This is a genomic window from Paenibacillus puldeungensis, from assembly GCF_042678945.1.
GTDB lineage: Bacteria > Bacillota > Bacilli > Paenibacillales > Paenibacillaceae > Fontibacillus > Fontibacillus puldeungensis.
In genome coordinates this window covers 609944-629020 of the sequence record NZ_JBHTLM010000001.1, presented here as the reverse complement: position 1 = coordinate 629020, position 19077 = coordinate 609944, and the positions used below count along the sequence as shown (strand labels likewise).

Below are 19077 nucleotides of genomic sequence, written 5' to 3'. Positions count from 1 at the left end.
TCCCCACAGCTATGCCTGAGCCGGTTCTTTACCGATTTTGAAAGAAACGTCCGCCAGTCTAAATACATCTCCCTGTTCGATGGGGTATTCTTTATACGGGGCCATCTGCTCTCCATTTAAGAGCGTCCCGTTCCGGGAGCCCAAATCTTTCAGGCTGCAACCTTCCCTGCGGTTCATAATCTCGACATGGGCACGAGACACGCCATGGGTGCTCTCCACATACTGGACGATCTCCTCCGAGCGGCCGATGACAAAGCTGCCAGCCTTAAGAGGAATACGCTCAGGCCCAATCCCGGCGGCAGTATATCTGTCCAGAAAATAGCCTTCCTCTCGCTCCTGACCAGGACGCTCTGACGGCAGCGCTTTTTGCAGCAGTACTGTAGCTGGTTGCGGTGGGGCCGATCGGCTGATAGACAATCCTTGTTCCTGATACTCTACCGATTCCTTAATCTCTTCCTTCTCCGGTATGTGACGCAGTTCGTAGGATCTCGAGACAAGGGGGGGATCCAATGGATCGGAGAGAGTCTTGGAGCGTTCCTCTTTCCCCCATTTCTCTTCCTGTCCCAGATACCTCAAATTATCAAAGCCGTCAAAACTGTTTATAGACGAATGCCCCAAATGCTCGATAGAAGTAGACTCCTCATGCTCTTGGTTCACCATAGAGGAGGAACCCTGACTTCCACCAAATCCAAGAATATGCAATCTTCCGCTCCAAAGCATATATACGGCAATTGCGAGCAAAAACGTTATCGCCAAAGAGATATATTTCATTATGCTTCCAGGGTGATCGAGGTAAAGATACTTCCAACAAAGCGCGTCTATCAGTAACGCCCCTAGGATGTAATATGTCGGCTTAATGGATACCTTCTGTACGGTGTCATCCTCCACCCCAGGCCAATGTTCGCGTTCTGGCTTCGCCCCGCCTTCACTCCAATTATCTATATTTGTACTGATCGGTTGGTTTGACGGCAGGTACTCGTTGACAATGGCTCCGGACGAAGCTCCCCAAGTATCTGACTTCATATTCGGCTTCGATCTCCCATATTCAATAGCGGGTTGCTCAAGCCTCATGTCGGACCGCTTTTTTCCCGTCTCGACATGCCGGGAGCTGCTGTACTCATCCTCTATTGACGGACCTGCAGAAAGCAACTGCAGCAGCATCCTCTTCAGTTCTGGCAGCGAAAACTGCTCTTCCCCGCAAAACTTTACTATGTGCTGGATTCCCTCGCCTTCCACTCGCGATACACTGGTCAACAAGCGAGTTGTCAGCATCAGCAGGGATTGAGACAGAGGGCGATCCTCCATCGGTTCTTTTAGCGGCACATACGTAAAATACAAAATTCCGCAGGATAACATGTCCTCAACAAAAATATGCTCTTCATCCAGTAAAAAATTAGCCGGGAACAGCATGTACCGTTTGCACTCATCAAGCATCGTAACGATTTGAAGCAGAAGGCTATAAAATTCCGGCATACCGATTTTGTCGCTTCTTAAGCTGTGAGACAGCATTCTTTTGCCGGTAATATCATAGTGCAGACTCACTTCAAAATCGACTTCCCGGATATCAAGCCTTAGTAGATTAGGAACAGAGACTGAAGCCAGCATCGCTCGCTGCACCCGATTCAAATGCTCGGAATGCAGCTCTTCGCCTGCCGCTCTCAAAATCATGTAAGTCCCGCCGTTTCTGACAAAATCGGCATATAGATCCGGCATGAAACGGTCACTCCTTTCAAAAATAGTAAACTGACATTATGGCACCCGGCAGCACCGCAAGCATAAACGGAAACTGCAGCTGACCTTGGGCAGCTGTCTTAATAGGTGCTACACTCCGTAGAATAACTGCTCCAAGTACAGTATGGGCAACTCTCCGCACCCTTGTTAAAGCTTCCCTCCGCCAGATAATTATGATGAGTCCAATGCATCCTGCCGCGAAAATCGAATACATCATGGTAGATAATGTGAGCCCAGTCCCCAGCCATGCTCCAATTCCGGCAAATAGCTTCACGTCTCCGCCACCAACCGCTCGCAGTAAATACAACACAAACATCAGGGCAAAACCTATTCCTGCTCCTTTGATAGCGAATAATGCACCGCTTCCGCCTGATGTTATCGAATGATAGCATAAACCGGCAGCCACTCCGGTCATTGTAATTGCATTGGGTATTTTCATCGATTTTATATCTGTTACAAATGCCGCTCCGAGCATTAAAAAGCAACCCCAATATTCCCAAGGAATCATTCGCACTACTCCTTTATTTGCGGTCTGACGGACTCACCACGTTAAATTCGGCAGTCGTTTGCGAACCGTCCCCCGTTTCAATGACAAACGTCCACGTCCCCGGCGTGGTATTCCCCCCGACCAACCAATTCCATGCTACGGTTCCGTCATTTCCGGCAACCGCTTCGCCTAAATATTTAGCCTGACTTACACCACTCTTGTAATACACGGTTAATTTGGCAGTTGATCCTGCCGCTACCCTGGCCTTTACCGTTGCACGGTGCCCGGCATATGCTGGATCAGGCTTGGAAAGTATGACCGCCGACTGCCCGGAGGAAGAGCTTCCTTGACCACGTGATTTAAGTTCCCCGGTGTCGCCAATCCAAACTCGCTCCTCCGCCCTCGTCTGGAGCACAATATGCTTGGTCGTGAATGGGATCTTCATCGGCAGCTTATAGCCGATCTCCACGCCAAAATAAGGATTGCTCCCGGTCTTCAAATCTGGAACAGTCACCCGGCTGACATGTAGCTGCTCCTCATTCAAGAGAGTCCCCTTCAAAAAGGGCCTAAGCAGCGGTTTTACAACCGGATCAAGAGCGCTCTCCACCAAGCTGTTCTTTACATCCTGCAGCGGCTCCTCCCCCTTCCTAGCAGCCTGGATCACCCAACTAGAAATCGGCTGAGGAAGAGAGGATGCATACTGTTCAGCCCATTCCGATAAAGACAGTGACGGCATGGTCCAGTTGAAAGGATCGCCGCTACCCGAACCTGCATTTTGCTCCGCACTAGGGTTCTGTCCAGTAATCGATATCGCTACCGGATATAAATGCGCTGATACCTGCTTGACGGCACTGGAGGCAACAAAGTGTAATTGAACGGTTAGCAGTGTCATATGAACCATGTAGATAAACCAAAACAGCACAATCACAAACACCGGCATTACCAAAGCCGCTTCCAGCACAATGCTGCCCTTTGTTTTCTCGCCCCTAAAGCGCTTGAACATCTTCAGCTTCGTTATTTCAATAAGAGAAGTCCGCTTGTTTGACAGCATAATACCGGCTTCCCTCCACCTTTCCTTTAAGCACCCCTGAAGATCCCATCATTTTGGCGACACCCGGCAAAAACCATAAGGGCATAGCCACTGTAACCTTTCCCCTCATATATGTAGCCCGTTCGTCTGTATTGATCCCGGTATTTTTTCGTATGACGGCCAGCATTCGCGATAGTCTGCCGTCGCTTTTCCCATGCAAGAGTAAAAACATTCGAAGATGGTCACGGTATGTAAGCTCCACTTTAAGGTAATCGCTGAGCATGATCTTACCCTCATGAATAAGTGTGAGCATATCCTTAAGCGCGTGCTCTACCCCATACAGCAGCGCTGCGGCTAATACCAGCAGGGGATGCCCCTTGTTTCCGTTTTTGATGAGCCCCTCCATCGTTCGAATTGCTAGGCGCATCGTAAAAATCTCGCCAAAAGCAGCCGCGATATTACCGCCGGGATTATTTGTGCCATACAAAATGTATTCGACCTCTTGATTTCCGGGGGCAAATTTATCAATAAGGGATTGACCCTCCGCCGTTTGCGATCCCGTTTTCTTCACTACCGCCTCTAAAGCATTTACATCGAAAAACTTGTAATGGCTGACGATATATTCAGATTGGAAAACGTTATCCGACATCCCTTTCATGAACTCGGACAAGCCTCCGTACAGGGCATCCATTCCCTTCATTGCTGAATCTCCTGCTTGATAAGGATCGCTGCCAGAGACCGTTGGCCCTAGCTCCCCACCTGAAACTCCCCTGTTCTTTGCCCGATTCTCTTCATAAAATGTGTTCAGTTGATCAAACTGGCCTTGATAGCTTTTCAGCTTTTCCTGCATTTGCGAAATCTGCTTCAGGAGACCTGCTGCTTCCGTCAGCTTAGCTTTAGCAGCGCGTTCCGTAGCTTTACGCTCCTTATCATAGGAGCGAGGGGCTTCCAATTTGCTGGCATTGGCATTGATCACGTTCCCGGGTCCGTGGTCGGAATACTGTCGTAGGTACGCATCCGCTTCTCTGCTTGACCGGGGTACAGCGGATTTAAATGAGCCGACAGAAGCCGCGGCCGAAAGGACAGCCCCCTGTTGGAACAAAAGGGAGCTGATCTCCGTTTGAAACCGCCCATAGGCAGTGCCTTGCCCCGCAATGTCCTTCGTCAAATCATCGAATAAGGCTTCCGGTAGAAGAATCGACGTGCTTTGTTCCCGAATTTTTGCGATTTCACCGCTGCTGCCCACTTGATTGGCGCCCTTTGTACTCGGGCCTGCCGCAACTTCGTTATATCCGTTCTGCGCTTCTCTTCGTTCCGCTTCCTCAATCGTCCTTCTCATTTGTTCATTAATCTGACGTGCTTCCTCAAGGAGCCCACCTGCTTGCTTCAAAAGTTGACTGTGTCGTTCTTCTGCTGTCCGACTACTACTGCTCAAATCATCAAAGACTTTGGAAGCCCCTGAACGATACTCGCTGATCTCCATCGAATAGAGGCGATCCAGAAAATCTTTTTGCATATCCTCTTCGACCTTGCGCTCGTAGTCGGCATATTGCCCAGCTGCATCTGCTGCCGTTGAAATAGTCCCGCCAAGAGATTGGTCCCCGATAAATGAGACGGTTCGGGGCAGCAGGGAGGAGAAAGGCTCTATCAACTTAGCGGCCTGCCGTTGTTGTTCCAGCATTTCATCCAGCTTTGCCTCCCGCTGCTCGTACAATTTCTGCAGCTTACCGAGCAAATCTACCGTATTCGAAGCCTCCTTCATAACCTGAGACATCGGCTTGAACCGATTTAATATTTCAATGGTTAGGTCAATTGGAGCCCTATACTTCATCTGCTCATTGATTTGCCGCTCGAAAACGGAATAAATGCCTATCGGTTGCAGCAGCTCCACCGACGAGGAATCGAGCTTTGCTCCGAGCAGCGGCAGATCATCGCTTCGCCTTACCAGTTCAAATTGTTCATTAAGAACTTTGGACATGATGTAATTTTCGTCGGTCTCTCCATACGCAAACAATCCGTACTTTTCCACCAGCTTCTGGTCAAAGGAGGACATGACTGACCTGGATGCCGCATGGGCCAGAGCTTCGGCTTTCGCCTGTAAAGCAAACATTCTGGCAAAGTCGATAAAAATCGCTACAAACGCAAACACTGCAGCAAAAATGACGATAAAAAATATGGATACGGCCCCCCGCTCCGAGCGATCCGGTTCAAACAACTTAACATCCCCCTTTCTATCCAATGAATAATAAGCTAATTCGCCTAGCCTGCTGTGAAATTCTTCAGTGCCCTATCGGGGCACTGAAGACAAAACTATAGATTGCCACCACTTATTTACCAAATAATTTCAAGGCGTTTCCTGCCTCCTGCTTGTCCATCTTCTGCCCCTTGGCTCTGCCCGTAAATTTTGCACCGTAGTAGCGCGCTAAGTTGACATTTCGAATCCATTCCACCGGCTCCACCACATACGCATCCGAACGAGCGCTCTGCTTCGCTTCTCCCATCCACCGTTCCAAGGGACGCAACGCTACAATGCGTTCCAGTCCAACCGTCACTTTGCGCAAAAGGAGCTGGTTGTCATACCGCATCGCCCCCTGCATACTGCTGGGGAGCTTGCCTCCGGTTCGGGCCAGCTTTTGTTGCGGCAGCGAACCGGAGGGAGCTTCATTTGACGGCAAGCTTATCTGTTCGGTACCGTTTTGTCCGCTCCATCCAAAAATGATTTGCAGCATACCGTCATCCTTGAGTCTCCAGTACAGGGAATCGTATTTATTTTCTACATATGCGCCTGTTACATCATCACGCTGGCTGTTATCCCACGTATAGGCAGTTCGTTCGGCGGCGACAGCGGCTGCTTGGCCAAGGAGAGTGCTTTGATACAGATACAGGCAGAAAAATAGTAAAATCAATACCGTATAAAAAAGCATCGGAAAAACCAGCGAAGCCTCCAGCGTAAAGGCACCTCTTGAATCCCGGATAAAGCGCACCTCTATTGCCCATCCATGAAATTTTCCGTCTTTGACTTCGCCTTCCCAAGCAGGCTAGACACGATTTCCTTCAGTTGATTTCGGAAAATAACCGCGATAATCACGATGACCGCGATAATCAGAATCATTTCGAGCATGCCAAGGCCTTCCTCATTGCGCCAAAAGCCCTTCAATTCCTTGCGAATTACAGTTAACATCGTATATTCCTCCTAACCGTCTTTTCTTCATTTTTATAAATCCATGATCATAAAGGCCGGTGCGCCAACGAGAATGAGCACGACCATAAATAACAGCACCATCGGAAAAACCAGCTTAGAAGAGGCCTGTTCTCCTAACGTTTTACTTACAGCTTTGCGCTTCTCCCACAGCGACCGTGAAAGATCCCGCAAGGCAAGGGCAAAATCGTTGCCGCCACGGCGGAAGTTCAGCAGCACGGCGGTGGTAAATGCCGATACCTCCTGAATCCCACAACGTTTACTGAACCCCTCCATCGCCTGTTGAAAGGAATCTCCCCCCTCCCACTCACGAAGCATTTGGAACATCTCCCTGTATAGGGGATGATCCTCTTGGTCCCGTTTGCGCTCCAAGCAGAGCTTTATCGCCTGCTGAACCGTAGAGCCCGCACCGACGAGCAGCACGATTTTATTCAACAGCTCCGGAAGCTCCAAAATGACCTGCTGCTCACGCTTCACTACCTTTCGATGAAGATCATTCATTAGCGCAGCTGGGAGAAGAACAGCCAATAAGGCACCCAGCACGAGCCCGGTGTAGTCACCGTTCATTAACAGCGATAAAGCGCAGCCGGCGGTCAGCAGCAGCCAGGTGTATGATAAGGTTTCAGCTAGAAACAACAACGTAAATTCACCGCTACGGCGATCCCCGCAAATTTTTTGAACCGCACGGTGTACTTTAAAAAATACCTTTGGAAACCGCTGGGACACTCTGATCCGTTCTAGAAGAAAAAGCATGGGCGGAGAAATCCGCTGTAAACGTACCCCATTCATGGAAAGTTTCCTATAGCCGCTATACTTATTTTGAGATACGTGAAATAAATATGCCCAAACTCCCAACAAGGTCAGCAATACGGTACCCCATATGAAATGGAACATTCCCATAAAGCCCCCTCTAAATTCGAATATCCGTAATCTTCAGCATCAGCCACCCGCAACCCGCGAAAAGCAGCAAGGCAACAGCCGATACGATCTGACCTAACCCGCTATGCAGCGGCTCCATATATTCCGGCGAAGTAACCTCCATGAATAAAAGGAAAAGTACGGGAGCAGCGAGCATTGCCTTAGCCTCAAACCGCTTTTGAGCGATCATGACGCTGATCTCCTGACTAATTTCCAGCTTCTCACTAATGACTGCAGAGGTTCTCCGGACGATCTCTACGAGATCTCCTCCCGTACGTTTGCAGGTCGTAAACACATCGGCAAAATTACTGATATCCTCCATCCCGGCACGGCGGCTGAAATCCAATAGCGCCTCTTCAACCGGCTGACCGTACTCCATACGAGTGCAAATAATGCCTAGCTCTTTAATCAAATCGTTATCTCCATCTGGATAAAGCAGCCTTAAATCCGCAATTGCTGCACGAAACCCATTCTCCACTGAACGTCCCGCAGCGAGCGAAGATGCCAAGGAGTACAAAGCCTGCTTAAAATGCAAGCTTAACGCCTCTCTCCTTCTCCTCAGCAAGTAATGGCTCCAATACTTTGGAGCAAAAGCTGCCCCTCCAGTAAGGAGCAACGCGATGATCCAGGAATGAAAAAAGATGTATCCCACCGCAAACAGGGCTAAACCCGCAACAAGCATGGACGTATTTTTTTGCCTGCGAGACAAAATATATACTTGATAATCTGGGAGCTTTGGGATGGCTGCTCCTGCAGCTACGGGTGGTTCAGAGGAGCTTCCTTTCCTTATAAACATGGCTTCACCTCTTTTCCGAGGGAGCCGTTCCATAATCCCGCTGCTTGCAGCTTTTCAGTGCCAATCAGTCCTGTCCCCATATTCTTAAGTCGCCCTATGATCCTACCGTCAAGTTCCTCTTCCTCCTGAAACATAAATAGCGGACTCAGAACGACTTCCCCCTCTTTTATGCCGACGACTTCAGAAATCTCAATTACACGCCTTGAGCGATCACGAAGACGAGAAAGATGAACAAAAATATCAATGGACGAGGCAATTTGCTGACGTACAACACCGATCGGCAGGTCCGCACCGCTAAGGACCATCGTTTCAAGCCGGCTGATCATATCCGCGGTACTGTTTCCATGTCCCGTTGATAGGCTTCCATCATGCCCCGTGTTCATCGCCTGTAGCATATCCAGCGCTTCCTTGCCCCGAACCTCACCGACGACAATACGGTTGGGGCGCATCCTCAGCGATGAACGAATCAAGTCGCGTACGGTAATTTCCCCTTTCCCCTCCGTGTTGGCGTTCCGAGTTTCCAGCGATACTAGATTTGGAACGGTGACGATTTGCAGCTCTGCCGAATCTTCAATCGTAATCACCCGCTCGTCGGCTGGGATAAATTGCGACAAGGCATTGAGAAATGTCGTTTTTCCGGACCCGGTACCTCCGCTTATAAAAATGTTGTATTTACTCCGAACGAGAGTTTGCAAAAATAATGCGGCTTCCTCGCCAAGAGCCCCTTTCGCAACAAGCTGCTCCATCGTCAGCGGGTGTTCTGGAAACTTCCGGATCGTCAAGGTCGGTCCTTTTAAAGCGATCGGTGGCAGTACGATATTTACGCGGGATCCGTCTCGAAGTCTAGCGTCTACAATAGGTGAAGATTCATTGACTACACGATTCACGCCGGAGACGATTCCTTGAATAATATCCTCGAGCCGCTCCTTTGACTCAAAACGAATTGGAAGCTGGCGGACTTGCCCGTCCTGTTCAACGAAAATCTCCTCATGACCATTGATCATGATTTCGGTAATGGACCGATCGTCAACAAGCGGCTGCAGTACATCAAGACCTCGGAACGAATCATACAACCGGCGAACCCACCTTCTCCTCTCACTTGCAGTCAAGTCGGTTAAACGTTCGTCTTCAAGAACATACCGTTCAATATAATCCAGCAGCTGCTCATCCTTAAATGCTGACGTTACATCAAGGCCAGAGCGTATTTCGTTTCGCAGCGCTTTGAAAATATCCTCACTCACCGCACACCCTCCCGGGCTCCAGAATCAGCGACATTTCCGCTAAGAAGCTCTCGGCAGAGTCTAAGGATGTCTCGTTGATAAACGGGGGAGTACATCATCGCATCCTGCCTACCTCCCGCCCCACGGGGAGGAATAAGGGATAAAGCTGCCCGAATCGTTAGATCCGGCCTAGGCACTCCGTTCAGACTTTCTCCGGAGCATCGGTTTAGTGCAAAAACCACCTTATTCATCATGGAATGATATAAAGAGGGATGATGTCGCTCCAGGTGAGTCAATGCTGTACCGGTTTTTCGCATCACCTCCCCATCGTCCGTGACAATCCAGACCACTTTGTCCGCGTTCTCCAATACCCCTTCCGTCCTAGCGTTTAAATAAGAGTCCCCATCAACGATCACCATGTCGTAAACCCCGCTTCCGGCAATATAATCGATGAGTTCCTTCGTATCGTGGGATTCCATTTCAAGCAATTCATTGATATTATCCACTGGACCAAGCATATCTCCATGAAATAAAGGGTGTCTTAAAGTATAAGTAGAAATAGGTTGACGCATGGGCTCCTTTCGGTCAGCTGTCGCCTTTAAGTCGTATAAAAGCCGAGCCATCCCTGCGCCTCGCCCCTCCGGCAGCCCTTGTTCGGCGAATAAAATACTGCTAACAAACGTTTCCAGATTCAGATAAAATACTTTCCTTCCCTCGGCCGCCAGCTGTTTAGCCATGTTCAGGGCAACTATCGTTTTACCGCATCCGCCGACTGCAGAATACACCCCAATCACCATCGCTCGCCCAATGTCAGGAAGTCTTACTTCATTGGTGGACTGGATTTGCTCTAAAACTGTGGACAACAGCTCATGCAAAGGCTGATACTTAAACACTTGGTATCCTGCAAAATTTGCTCCGCTGCCTTCGGTAAGGCACATCCAAATGATTCGCTGTCTCTTATCCATCACACCTTGCTCTAGAAAAGCTTCTTCGCATAACACAGCATCAACCGATTCTCCCGAACTCTCCATATACTTATGAAAAGCCTCTTCAAGACTAAATGCTGTCACAACGAGATTGCGATCAAATTCGCTGTTATGCACATAATGCAGAAAAAGCTCAATGTACTGCTCGTCCCGTGAAGCCAGTACAAGTCTGACAGGGATCACGTTCCTTCCCTCCTTCACCTTCCGGAAACAAAAAAGCACCGCCCAAAATCCGATATAATCGGATCAAGGACGGTGCTACCGTTCCGGTATTCCTAAAATTTACAGTAAGAATATCACAGTTTTGGAGATTCAGCAAGACCTATTTACGTTTACAAAAAGCGGTTCATAATTTCTTTAGTCGGTACGAGGCATGTTTCATCTTTCCCAAACCAGCGGTACCTGTGAGCAGCGATAAATCGATATACTCCATCCCGCACAACAGGGGGAATAATGATAAAAAAATACAATAGGGGCCAAGGAAATCGTAATTTTCTGACGATGCGCAGCGCTGCAGTTGAACGAGTGTAACATCTATCGTTTTCCACGAGGACTATTGTGTCCTCTACCAGGGTCTTACCTTGAAGCTGCTGTCGCCCCGCTTCCGATTGAAGCGCCGCAAAGCGAAACCGACCACGATCATCTCGCTTTATGATGAATTTTATGGCTCCCTGGCAAAGATGACACACTCCGTCAAAAAGCACGATGGGATATTGATCGTTATGTTTTTGTTTCATATCCATGATCCCCCATCCATATAATGAAGCGAATTACTTAGTAGATGAACAGCTTATGACGAGTCTTATCTCAAGCTTAGCACCTTTCATCCCGCCATCGCTACTAACAAATGCTATATTCCCCAAAAGAAAAAGCACGGGGAATTATCCCCGTGCCGATTGTCGTCAGCTTCAAGATCAAGTTATTTGCCGACAAGATTGTCAAGCCATTGTCCTTCTTCCATCTGACGGTGAATATCCGCTGAAAACTTATCCATGCACTGGCAAATAAAGTCCTTTCGGCAGACCGGACAAGGCGTCTTCTGCAGCCGGCTGACGTTCGATAACCGCCATTTTGGAAAACGGTGGTAAAACACACGACAAGCCGTACCGTCAGCCATTTTAACGATAAATTCATACAACCCATCATTTTCGTTACTTCCGGCCTTGGTCACATTTACAACATTCGGTCTGTAAGACATGGTTATCACCCGTATTATCAAATTTCATTCCTGATTTAGTACTTAGTCATATTAAATAATTTTCTGCGTCATGTCAACTTGAAAAGCCGCTATAGTACTTGTACCATCGTCATTTTCCCTGTATTTAGTCAGGATACACAAAATAAGGCGATTTCATTCCTAATTTGATCCAATAAGTTATTATTTTCACAAAAAAGTTTCCCTAGACAAAAACTCTTGTAGGTGTACAATAAAGGAGGATAGATACAAAATTTGATTGAGAACCATGCTCAATTACAATTTTGAAACATACATTATTTTTAGCAGCTTTGCACGAGAGGGTGATGACGATGAATATGATCCAAAATGAAACTGGAGCTTCTCAAAGACCATGGAAAATTGAAAATGAGCAACCTTCCCTTCCGGAAGCGCACCGCTCTGTTGCTTTTCCATCTAATGGCTCCTGGTTTAGAAAATTTCTTGCTTTTGCCGGCCCCGGCTATTTGGTAGCCGTTGGCTATATGGACCCCGGAAACTGGGCTACCGATATCGAAGGCGGCTCAAGATTCGGCTATGCGCTGCTTTCCGTTATTTTGATTTCCAACCTGATGGCTGTTTTGCTGCAGGCCCTGTCCGGGAAACTCGGGATAGTCACTGGAAAGGATTTGGCGCAGGCTTGTCGCGACAGTTATTCCAAGCCCGTCGTCATCATGTTGTGGCTGCTGTGTGAATTAGCCATTGCTGCTACAGATTTAGCCGAAGTGATTGGAGCCGCGATTGCTCTGAACTTATTGTTTGGCCTTCCGATTATATATGGCGTGCTAATTACGGCTGTTGACGTATTGCTTATTTTGCTATTGCAGCACAAAGGATTTCGTGTTCTGGAAATTTTCGTTGTCGTCCTAATTGCGACGATCGGCATTTGCTTCGGCGTGGATCTTTTTCTGGCTAAACCTAATATGAGTGAAGTGGCTCAGGGCTATGCGCCAAGCTTAAAAATTTTGAGCAATCCAGAAATGCTGTATATTGCTATCGGCATTATCGGAGCGACGGTCATGCCGCATAATCTATACCTGCATTCTTCGATTGTACAAACGCGGAAATATGAGCAAACCCCGGCTGGAAAACGGCAGGCCATCAAATATGCAACCTGGGATTCGACGATCGCACTAACATTCGCTCTTTTTATTAACTCGGCGATTTTAATCGTTTCGGCTGCAACCTTTCATCATGCAGGCTTGACACAGGTCGCAGATATTTCTGAGGCTTATCATATGCTCACCCCAATCGTAGGCACAACCTTAGCCAGCGTCATGTTCGCTATTGCACTGCTGGCCTCGGGCCAAAACTCGACTCTAACGGGAACACTTGCCGGTCAAATCGTGATGGAAGGCTTCGTCAACATACGGCTTACCCCTTGGCTCCGCCGGCTCATCACACGTTTGATTGCCATTATCCCCGCAGTGATCGTTACTGCGATATATGGTGAACGAGGTACTCAGGATCTGCTTATTTTCAGTCAAGTTATTTTATCTTTGCAGCTGCCGTTTGCTGTAATTCCTCTTGTAAAATTTACGTCCAGCAAGACAAAAATGGGCGAATTCGCGAACAAGCTATGGATTAACATGTTAGCTTGGTTCGTAGCAGGTATTATCGTACTGCTTAACATATACCTGCTAGTGCAGACGATCGCCTCATAAAAATAAAATACAGACACCCCCGACCTATAAAAAATTAGGTGAGGGTGTCTTTTTTTGTTGCGCAAACACAAGTTTCTCATTAATTATAAAGTTATTATTAAATGACCGAGGGCCTGCGAATCTCAGGCTTATAATAAACACCGAGGAGAGGGGAGCTACAAGAATGGCACCACAGCAGCCACAGGAGAAAGATACAGCTACTATACTAGTCGTTGAAGATGATCCGCAAATCGCACGGATTGTTATTGACCACTTGCGAAGAGAAGGTTACACCTGCACTTGGGCATCAACCGGGCTTGAGGGTTGGCAAGAATTTCAGGATTTGTCTCCCGATCTAGCTGTAGTTGATATTATGCTCCCGGAGATGGACGGGTTTGATCTGTGCCGCAACATTCGCCTTACCAGTGAAGTGCCACTCCTGCTGATGAGCGCTCGTCAGGAGGATCAGGCTAAGGTTGAAGGACTTGAACTCGGGGCCGATGATTATATCACCAAGCCTTTTAGTTTAACTGAACTGTCTGCGCGTATCAGATCCCATCTTCGGCGTTACCGTAGATATCACCAAGGCGAATCTGCAGACATCGCGAATGTGTGGAGCTACCGTGGAGGTCTCGCCCTTGATGCTTCCCATCGACGAGCTGCTCTGAACGATGAAGAACTGCCTTTGACAGCTAAGGAGTGGTCCCTCCTTTACCTGCTTGCCTCCCATCCGGATCGCTTGTTTACCAAAAAAGAATTATATGAGCATGTATGGGAACAAGTCGATACGGAGGGAAACAACACGGTAACGGTGCACATCAAATCGCTGCGCAGCAAGCTGCAGGAAAATTCACGCGAGCCCATGTTCATACAAACCGTTTGGGGGAGCGGATATCGATTCATTGGGGAACGACTGACATGAAAATAAAAACTTGGTTGCTGCTAAGCTTTCTAACGGTGATGCTGCTCCCTCTAATCGCCTTGTACCTTCTCTATATTCTTCTCGGAAATTTTTACGAGCAAAAAGACGTAGCCGAGACATTGACAGTAGCCAGGCAGTTTGCCAATATCGAGGACAAGCTGCAATCCTCTCAGCTATACCGGGTTCAGCCGTCCGCCCAATACGCTTCTATTCGGGCACTTACAAGTCCCTCCGTCCAGATCGACTTATATCGCAGCGATGGCGTTACTCTTTTCTCCTCGGTCGATCAGGATGATGCTACATGGTTGTTTCCGGTTAATCAGGAAAGACTTTTTACGGATTTATACGATATTCAGGAGAGCAGCAGGGCTTTTTCGCTGAAGAAGCCGGTATTTTCGGATGGAGAACTTATAGGCATCTATAAAATAACGATCGCTCGCGAGGCATGGATAAGCGGCGTTCGCTCAAGGACGGGACTTATTGTTTCACTGCTGCTGATTTTTGTGGCCTTCCTTTATGCCGCTATTGTTATTTTGCTCAATCGCAAGCTGAACAGGCCGCTTGGCTTGTTAACCCGGCGAATGCAAAGCTTTGCTCGGAATGTTCCTTCCTCCCCTGCCGATGAACATAAACGGATAAAGGGAGAGATCGGCGATGTAATCGATCAGTTTGAGGAGATGAAGCGGCAGATTGTGGAAGGCAGGGATGAAGTGCAGCGCCAGCAACAAGCTAACAATTATATGGTGGCCTCATTATCCCACGATTTAAAGACGCCGTTAACCTCAATCCGGGCATATGCTGAAGCTTTGTCTGAATCACCCGAGCTGCAAGAAAAGGAACGGAAAGAATACACAGCTATCCTTTTCTCAAAAGTTGAACAGATGCGGCAGATGATTGATGATTTATCGGTATATACTTCGCTGCAATCTATGAATCACCCACCGGATTTCGTGCCGGTGGATGGCGATGAATTTTTTGAGATGCTGGAATCCGGCTATGGGGCCATCTGTGAGAGTAAGAGTATCCATCTTCAGACCTCTGCCTGGGTGACTGGAAGTTGTATGGTTGAACCCCGGCAGATGACCAGACTCGTAGATAATCTCATGAACAATGCCTTGAAATACGCTGGCTCAGATGGGCGGATTTGGCTCCATGCTCAGGATGCGAATATGGCGCTGCCCAACTGGGTTTTCCCTACAAAGTTTTCTGGACTTGAACAGCCAATAGAACCGTCGATCTGGATCCTGGTGCAAAATGAGGGTCCGGTAATCCCAGAAAATATTTTAGAAAAAATGTACGAACCCTTTTATCAGGGCACAGCCTCAAGAACGCAGAAAGACCGGGCGAGCTCGGGACTGGGTCTTAGTATTGTACAAATGATCGCCAAGCGGCATGGAGGCACCTTCGCTCTATATTCTTCTGAAGGCTGCGGGATGCTCGCGGTATGTCAGCTTCCAAAAATAAAAAGGCAGGTAGAACAAAATGAAAATTAAACTGTTGATTTGCACACTTATCGTAGGAACGGCTTTAATTTCGGGCTGCGCTCCTGGATCAAAGCTGTCCGCTGAAGAAATCGTCACCAAGGCGGTGTCTGCCGATAAAAATCCGGTATCGTACGAATCGAAAGGAAGCATGCGCGTATATGAGAAAGGCAAGCTTGTTGAAGACAGCACGTTCACGCAAGCATTTGACCGCGCCAACGGACGATCCCGAATCGAAAACACAAGCGCTGGGGATCACTCCATTGTCGTAAATGATGGCAAACAGATCATCATGTACCAGCCTGAAAAGAAGACGGCTATGGTTATGGAAACCCCAACTGAAGCAGGTATGAGTGTCATGTCTGCGAAGGATCAAATGCTAAAGGTTCTTGATTTAACGCGTAAGACGCATACCATCGAAAATGAAGGCAGTGAAAAAATCGCCGGGAGAGATACGTACCATATCAAATTAGTGCCGAATAAGAAAGGGACCATCATCGGAGCTATGGAGATATGGATAGATAAGAAAACCTGGATCGATCTTAAGTCGATCAGCGAATCAGGCGACTCCAAGATTGAAACCGAAATTACGGAATTCAACGATGCTCCGAAATTCAGTAATGCTAATTTTCGTCTACAGCTGCCAAGCGATGTAAAGATGCTGCCGTCGGGCCCAACAGCAAAAAAGGTCACTTTACCTGACGCGGTCAAGGCATTGGAGAAACCTTTCTACTATTGGAACAACAAGAACCTTGAGCTAGAAAGCATTGAACTGGATGAGCTTAAGGGTAGCCTGAATCGAAATGAAGTTGCCTTAAACTACACTAAGAACGGCACTCCTTATGTAAGCTTATCCATATTTCCTACCCCGAAAGACAATCAAGAAATTACCGATGATTCAGGGCTAATTGAAACAAAACCAGTCAAAGTCCATGGTCAAAAGGGGCAATATGAGACAGATATACGCTTTATTTTTTGGGATGAAGATGGTCTGCGTTACTCCTTGCAGCTTGTGCACCCCGATTTGAAACTGGACGAAGCCCTCAAGCTAGCTGAGCAGCTGCAGTTAACACCTAAGGAATAAAACTAATCATTCCTTTGCATTAAAAAGCGCGAGTCTATGAGGCTTAGACCTCTTACTCGCGCTTCTTTACATTTTGTATACCTGTTGATGACGAACTTTTACATGCATTTGTGAGGCAAAATTATTTTATATTTGTAAGTACCATATCAAAATGCGTGCTTAAAAGGTCTTCCGCACTGCCCGAATATTTTTCGATTAAAAATGAGCTTTCTTGAATATCTAAATTGATGGTCGCTTGGCCGTCTCCGTCTTTGTACATATATGGCTTGTTATACTGATATGTCGGAAATTCAGATTTTGCAGCAATGGCGCTATTCTGTATATTATCATTCGCTACTTTTATGGTGTAATCTGTTGCACTCTCGGATATTCTCAATGCACCGCTGCCTTTGGTTGTAGAAAAGCTTACATTTTTATCAAAACCTTGCGGTATGTAAATACTCATGGCACCACTGCTGTTTACCAAATCCAAATTTGTGTTTAAGGCGAGAACCGAAATACCGGCAGCCTTTCCGTTAACAGATACTTTATCAAATGAATGTTCTGGCACATAAATTATTATTCTTTGGTCCTCTGTCCAATCAAATTCATCTAATTTACCCCTTTGAGGCTTAACGGTAATTTTGATGGAACCTTTATTTGTTTTAGTATCTATTTCATAGATCGAATGATCGTAATCATAATGAAATTTGCTATCTACTGATGGCATCAAAATAATATTGCTGTGTTCAACATTTACTTGAACCGTATTTTTTGCAACAGAGGTAGTATCTTTGGGTAAAGGGATCAATTTGGATTGATGTGCATAAGCACCTACCGCAGTAGCACCAACACTGACACATAGCGTTAGGACAAGGGTCATTGCAATTGCCAATTTTGACTTCTTTTTATAACTCATTATGGCACCTAACCTTTCTTTTAGCAGCATTTTGCTTTCGCTGAAAGTAACAGAAGCAACGGATTTCTTAAAGTTGCCATCCATTTTCACAGCGTTTAGCAAAGTATCTCCATAGGCCTGTTTCCCATCTGCGTTCTGTTTTTTTATAATGGCTTCATCACAGGAAAGCTCACAGCTTCGACTAATTTCACGACTCATGAAATAAACCAGTGGGTTAAACCAATGAATACAGATTGTAATCTGAACCAGCCATTTATATAGCACATCCAGCCGTCTATAGTGTGTTAATTCATGAAGCATAATGTATTGAATATCGCGATCTGGAATATCCTTATGTGGCAATACAATAAAGGGATGGAAAGCACCTATCAGCATAGGAGATGAGATCATCTCATTCGTGTAAAGCTCAATTGCCCTTTTTACACGGTTTTGTTCGCAAACTTCTGTCAAACGGTTCAAAAGGTTCTCATCGAATACCTTTACCCGTCCAGCTTTAACATGTCGCACAAAGCTCTGATACATTGTAATTTTACGAATGAGAAGAGTAAGGACGATGGCTAGCCAGACCGTCCAAAGGTTATGTTCAAGGATAGTTAGAAGTAGCACAGGGGTGTTTTCTTGCTGTTTGCTCATTGACTGAGGCTGATTTTGTGTTATGTCATCGGCACCGATCGCATCTGCGGTGGGATCTGAAGTTGAGGAAATGGTATGAATTTGTTGTAATTGGGCCGAAATAGTATTGTCAGCCTTTTGCAGAAAATCTCCAACAGGACTTGATTCCGGTGTAAAGGGTAACAGCAGGCGGGCAATTACGACCAACCAAATATAGTACTGCCATGTCCTGCTAATCCGGTTTCTGTAAAGAGGCCTACAGAGCAAAAGGACAAGAGCCACGATAGCCCCGGAAATAGATAACGACACAATCGTTTTGAGTAGGTCATTCATAAATGTTTACTGCCCTCTTTCCAAAACCTTTTCAAATCTTCGTAATCATCCGGAGAAATCATTTCCTTTTGAATCAAGGTCAGTACAAGTCCCTTTGCGCTTCCCTCATAGAGCTTGTCAAGGAAGTTTTGAGTTTGTGCAGCCTGATATTCCCTCTCAGTAAATACGGCACGATATTCGTTACGGCGGCCAATCTTGCTTGTTTTCAGCAATCCTTTATCTACCAAGCGGGATAGCAAGGTAATAACGGTGTTCTTTTGCCATGCATTACCTTTTGAATCCAATTCATCCATAATTTCAGCGTATAAGGCTGTACCGTCATTCGCCCAAATAATTTTCATTAATTCCAATTCGGAATCGGATACTGTTTGAATCATTCCTCCTCCTTATACATACACAATGTAGGCTAAATTTATAATAACAATATGTAGTCCAAGAGTCAATTACCTAGCATCAAAAAAAACGGCTGTGCTTTTCAGGTACGAAAAACACAGCCGCTAGTTGCCCGATAGGGCTTATCAATA

The 19077-nt window shown here is 46.8% G+C and carries 18 protein-coding genes; 4 read left to right on the top strand and 14 right to left on the bottom strand.

Annotated elements, in window-relative coordinates; all coding sequences use genetic code 11:
* Nucleotides 1-9 precede the first annotated feature (9 nt).
* From ACFQ3W_RS02700 to ACFQ3W_RS02645, 12 genes are all read right to left on the bottom strand, one after another.
* On the bottom strand, nucleotides 10-1713 hold the full coding sequence (locus ACFQ3W_RS02700; RefSeq protein ID WP_379316311.1) for a DUF6382 domain-containing protein: 1704 nt from the start codon (nucleotides 1711-1713) through the stop codon (nucleotides 10-12).
* A gap of 16 nt (nucleotides 1714-1729) precedes the next feature.
* Entirely contained in the window at nucleotides 1730-2239 is a 510-nt protein-coding gene (locus ACFQ3W_RS02695; protein WP_379316309.1) for an A24 family peptidase, read from the bottom strand.
* Nucleotides 2240-2252: 13 nt separating this feature from the next.
* Nucleotides 2253-3269: a TadE/TadG family type IV pilus assembly protein gene (locus ACFQ3W_RS02690; RefSeq protein WP_379316307.1), complete on the bottom strand. Its 1017-nt coding sequence runs from the start codon at nucleotides 3267-3269 to the stop codon at nucleotides 2253-2255.
* Nucleotides 3238-5463: a TadE/TadG family type IV pilus assembly protein gene (locus tag ACFQ3W_RS02685; protein WP_379316305.1), complete on the bottom strand. Its 2226-nt coding sequence runs from the start codon at nucleotides 5461-5463 to the stop codon at nucleotides 3238-3240. Before ACFQ3W_RS02685 ends, ACFQ3W_RS02690 begins: the two co-directional genes overlap by 32 nt.
* Nucleotides 5464-5575: 112 nt before the next feature.
* Nucleotides 5576-6232 carry a TadE/TadG family type IV pilus assembly protein gene (locus tag ACFQ3W_RS02680; RefSeq protein ID WP_379316303.1) on the bottom strand — a complete coding sequence of 219 codons (657 nt, stop codon included), beginning with the start codon at nucleotides 6230-6232 and terminating at the stop codon, nucleotides 5576-5578.
* A gap of 2 nt (nucleotides 6233-6234) precedes the next feature.
* Nucleotides 6235-6429 carry a Flp1 family type IVb pilin gene (locus ACFQ3W_RS02675; RefSeq protein WP_379316301.1) on the bottom strand — a complete coding sequence of 65 codons (195 nt, stop codon included), beginning with the start codon at nucleotides 6427-6429 and terminating at the stop codon, nucleotides 6235-6237.
* Between the two features lie 33 nt (nucleotides 6430-6462).
* Entirely contained in the window at nucleotides 6463-7341 is an 879-nt protein-coding gene (locus tag ACFQ3W_RS02670; RefSeq protein ID WP_379316299.1) for a type II secretion system F family protein, read from the bottom strand.
* A 16-nt stretch (nucleotides 7342-7357) separates the two neighbouring features.
* Entirely contained in the window at nucleotides 7358-8161 is an 804-nt protein-coding gene (locus ACFQ3W_RS02665) for a type II secretion system F family protein (RefSeq protein WP_379316298.1), read from the bottom strand.
* Nucleotides 8152-9402 carry a CpaF family protein gene (locus ACFQ3W_RS02660; protein WP_379316296.1) on the bottom strand — a complete coding sequence of 417 codons (1251 nt, stop codon included), beginning with the start codon at nucleotides 9400-9402 and terminating at the stop codon, nucleotides 8152-8154. Before ACFQ3W_RS02660 ends, ACFQ3W_RS02665 begins: the two co-directional genes overlap by 10 nt.
* Nucleotides 9399-10550: a hypothetical protein gene (locus ACFQ3W_RS02655; protein ID WP_379316294.1), complete on the bottom strand. Its 1152-nt coding sequence runs from the start codon at nucleotides 10548-10550 to the stop codon at nucleotides 9399-9401. The genes ACFQ3W_RS02660 and ACFQ3W_RS02655 overlap by 4 nt, the downstream gene beginning before the upstream one ends.
* A gap of 149 nt (nucleotides 10551-10699) precedes the next feature.
* On the bottom strand, nucleotides 10700-11104 hold the full coding sequence (locus ACFQ3W_RS02650) for a thiol-disulfide oxidoreductase DCC family protein (protein ID WP_379316292.1): 405 nt from the start codon (nucleotides 11102-11104) through the stop codon (nucleotides 10700-10702).
* A gap of 182 nt (nucleotides 11105-11286) precedes the next feature.
* Nucleotides 11287-11565 carry a hypothetical protein gene (locus tag ACFQ3W_RS02645; protein WP_379316290.1) on the bottom strand — a complete coding sequence of 93 codons (279 nt, stop codon included), beginning with the start codon at nucleotides 11563-11565 and terminating at the stop codon, nucleotides 11287-11289.
* A 335-nt stretch (nucleotides 11566-11900) separates the two neighbouring features.
* Between ACFQ3W_RS02645 and ACFQ3W_RS02640 the strand changes: the two genes are divergently transcribed.
* From ACFQ3W_RS02640 to ACFQ3W_RS02625, 4 genes are all read left to right on the top strand, one after another.
* Nucleotides 11901-13244: an Nramp family divalent metal transporter gene (locus ACFQ3W_RS02640; protein WP_379316400.1), complete on the top strand. Its 1344-nt coding sequence runs from the start codon at nucleotides 11901-11903 to the stop codon at nucleotides 13242-13244.
* Between the two features lie 163 nt (nucleotides 13245-13407).
* On the top strand, nucleotides 13408-14145 hold the full coding sequence (locus ACFQ3W_RS02635; RefSeq protein WP_379316289.1) for a response regulator transcription factor: 738 nt from the start codon (nucleotides 13408-13410) through the stop codon (nucleotides 14143-14145).
* Nucleotides 14142-15638, top strand: a complete 1497-nt coding sequence (locus tag ACFQ3W_RS02630) for a HAMP domain-containing sensor histidine kinase (protein ID WP_379316287.1) — start codon at nucleotides 14142-14144, stop codon at nucleotides 15636-15638. Before ACFQ3W_RS02635 ends, ACFQ3W_RS02630 begins: the two co-directional genes overlap by 4 nt.
* A complete protein-coding gene (locus ACFQ3W_RS02625; protein WP_379316285.1) occupies nucleotides 15628-16710 on the top strand; it encodes an outer membrane lipoprotein-sorting protein in 1083 nt (360 codons plus the stop codon). The genes ACFQ3W_RS02630 and ACFQ3W_RS02625 overlap by 11 nt, the downstream gene beginning before the upstream one ends.
* A 121-nt stretch (nucleotides 16711-16831) precedes the next feature.
* Here the strand turns inward: ACFQ3W_RS02625 and ACFQ3W_RS02620 are convergent, their stop codons facing one another.
* Together ACFQ3W_RS02620 and ACFQ3W_RS02615 are read right to left on the bottom strand one after the other, a co-directional pair.
* A complete protein-coding gene (locus ACFQ3W_RS02620) occupies nucleotides 16832-18553 on the bottom strand; it encodes a M56 family metallopeptidase (protein ID WP_379316283.1) in 1722 nt (573 codons plus the stop codon).
* A complete protein-coding gene (locus ACFQ3W_RS02615) occupies nucleotides 18550-18930 on the bottom strand; it encodes a BlaI/MecI/CopY family transcriptional regulator (RefSeq protein ID WP_379316281.1) in 381 nt (126 codons plus the stop codon). The genes ACFQ3W_RS02620 and ACFQ3W_RS02615 overlap by 4 nt, the downstream gene beginning before the upstream one ends.
* Nucleotides 18931-19077 lie beyond the last annotated feature (147 nt).

Coding starts and splice junctions, on each gene's coding strand:
- ACFQ3W_RS02630 (WP_379316287.1), top strand. CDS start 14,142: ATGAAAATAAAAACTTGGTTGCTGCTAAGCTTTCTAACGGTGATGCTG.
- ACFQ3W_RS02670 (WP_379316299.1), bottom strand. CDS start 7,341: ATGTTCCATTTCATATGGGGTACCGTATTGCTGACCTTGTTGGGAGTT.
- ACFQ3W_RS02625 (WP_379316285.1), top strand. CDS start 15,628: ATGAAAATTAAACTGTTGATTTGCACACTTATCGTAGGAACGGCTTTA.
- ACFQ3W_RS02635 (WP_379316289.1), top strand. CDS start 13,408: ATGGCACCACAGCAGCCACAGGAGAAAGATACAGCTACTATACTAGTC.
- ACFQ3W_RS02690 (WP_379316307.1), bottom strand. CDS start 3,269: ATGCTGTCAAACAAGCGGACTTCTCTTATTGAAATAACGAAGCTGAAG.
- ACFQ3W_RS02650 (WP_379316292.1), bottom strand. CDS start 11,104: ATGAAACAAAAACATAACGATCAATATCCCATCGTGCTTTTTGACGGA.
- ACFQ3W_RS02640 (WP_379316400.1), top strand. CDS start 11,901: ATGATCCAAAATGAAACTGGAGCTTCTCAAAGACCATGGAAAATTGAA.
- ACFQ3W_RS02620 (WP_379316283.1), bottom strand. CDS start 18,553: ATGAATGACCTACTCAAAACGATTGTGTCGTTATCTATTTCCGGGGCT.
- ACFQ3W_RS02700 (WP_379316311.1), bottom strand. CDS start 1,713: ATGCCGGATCTATATGCCGATTTTGTCAGAAACGGCGGGACTTACATG.
- ACFQ3W_RS02645 (WP_379316290.1), bottom strand. CDS start 11,565: ATGTCTTACAGACCGAATGTTGTAAATGTGACCAAGGCCGGAAGTAAC.
- ACFQ3W_RS02675 (WP_379316301.1), bottom strand. CDS start 6,429: ATGTTAACTGTAATTCGCAAGGAATTGAAGGGCTTTTGGCGCAATGAG.
- ACFQ3W_RS02615 (WP_379316281.1), bottom strand. CDS start 18,930: ATGATTCAAACAGTATCCGATTCCGAATTGGAATTAATGAAAATTATT.
- ACFQ3W_RS02665 (WP_379316298.1), bottom strand. CDS start 8,161: ATGTTTATAAGGAAAGGAAGCTCCTCTGAACCACCCGTAGCTGCAGGA.
- ACFQ3W_RS02695 (WP_379316309.1), bottom strand. CDS start 2,239: ATGATTCCTTGGGAATATTGGGGTTGCTTTTTAATGCTCGGAGCGGCA.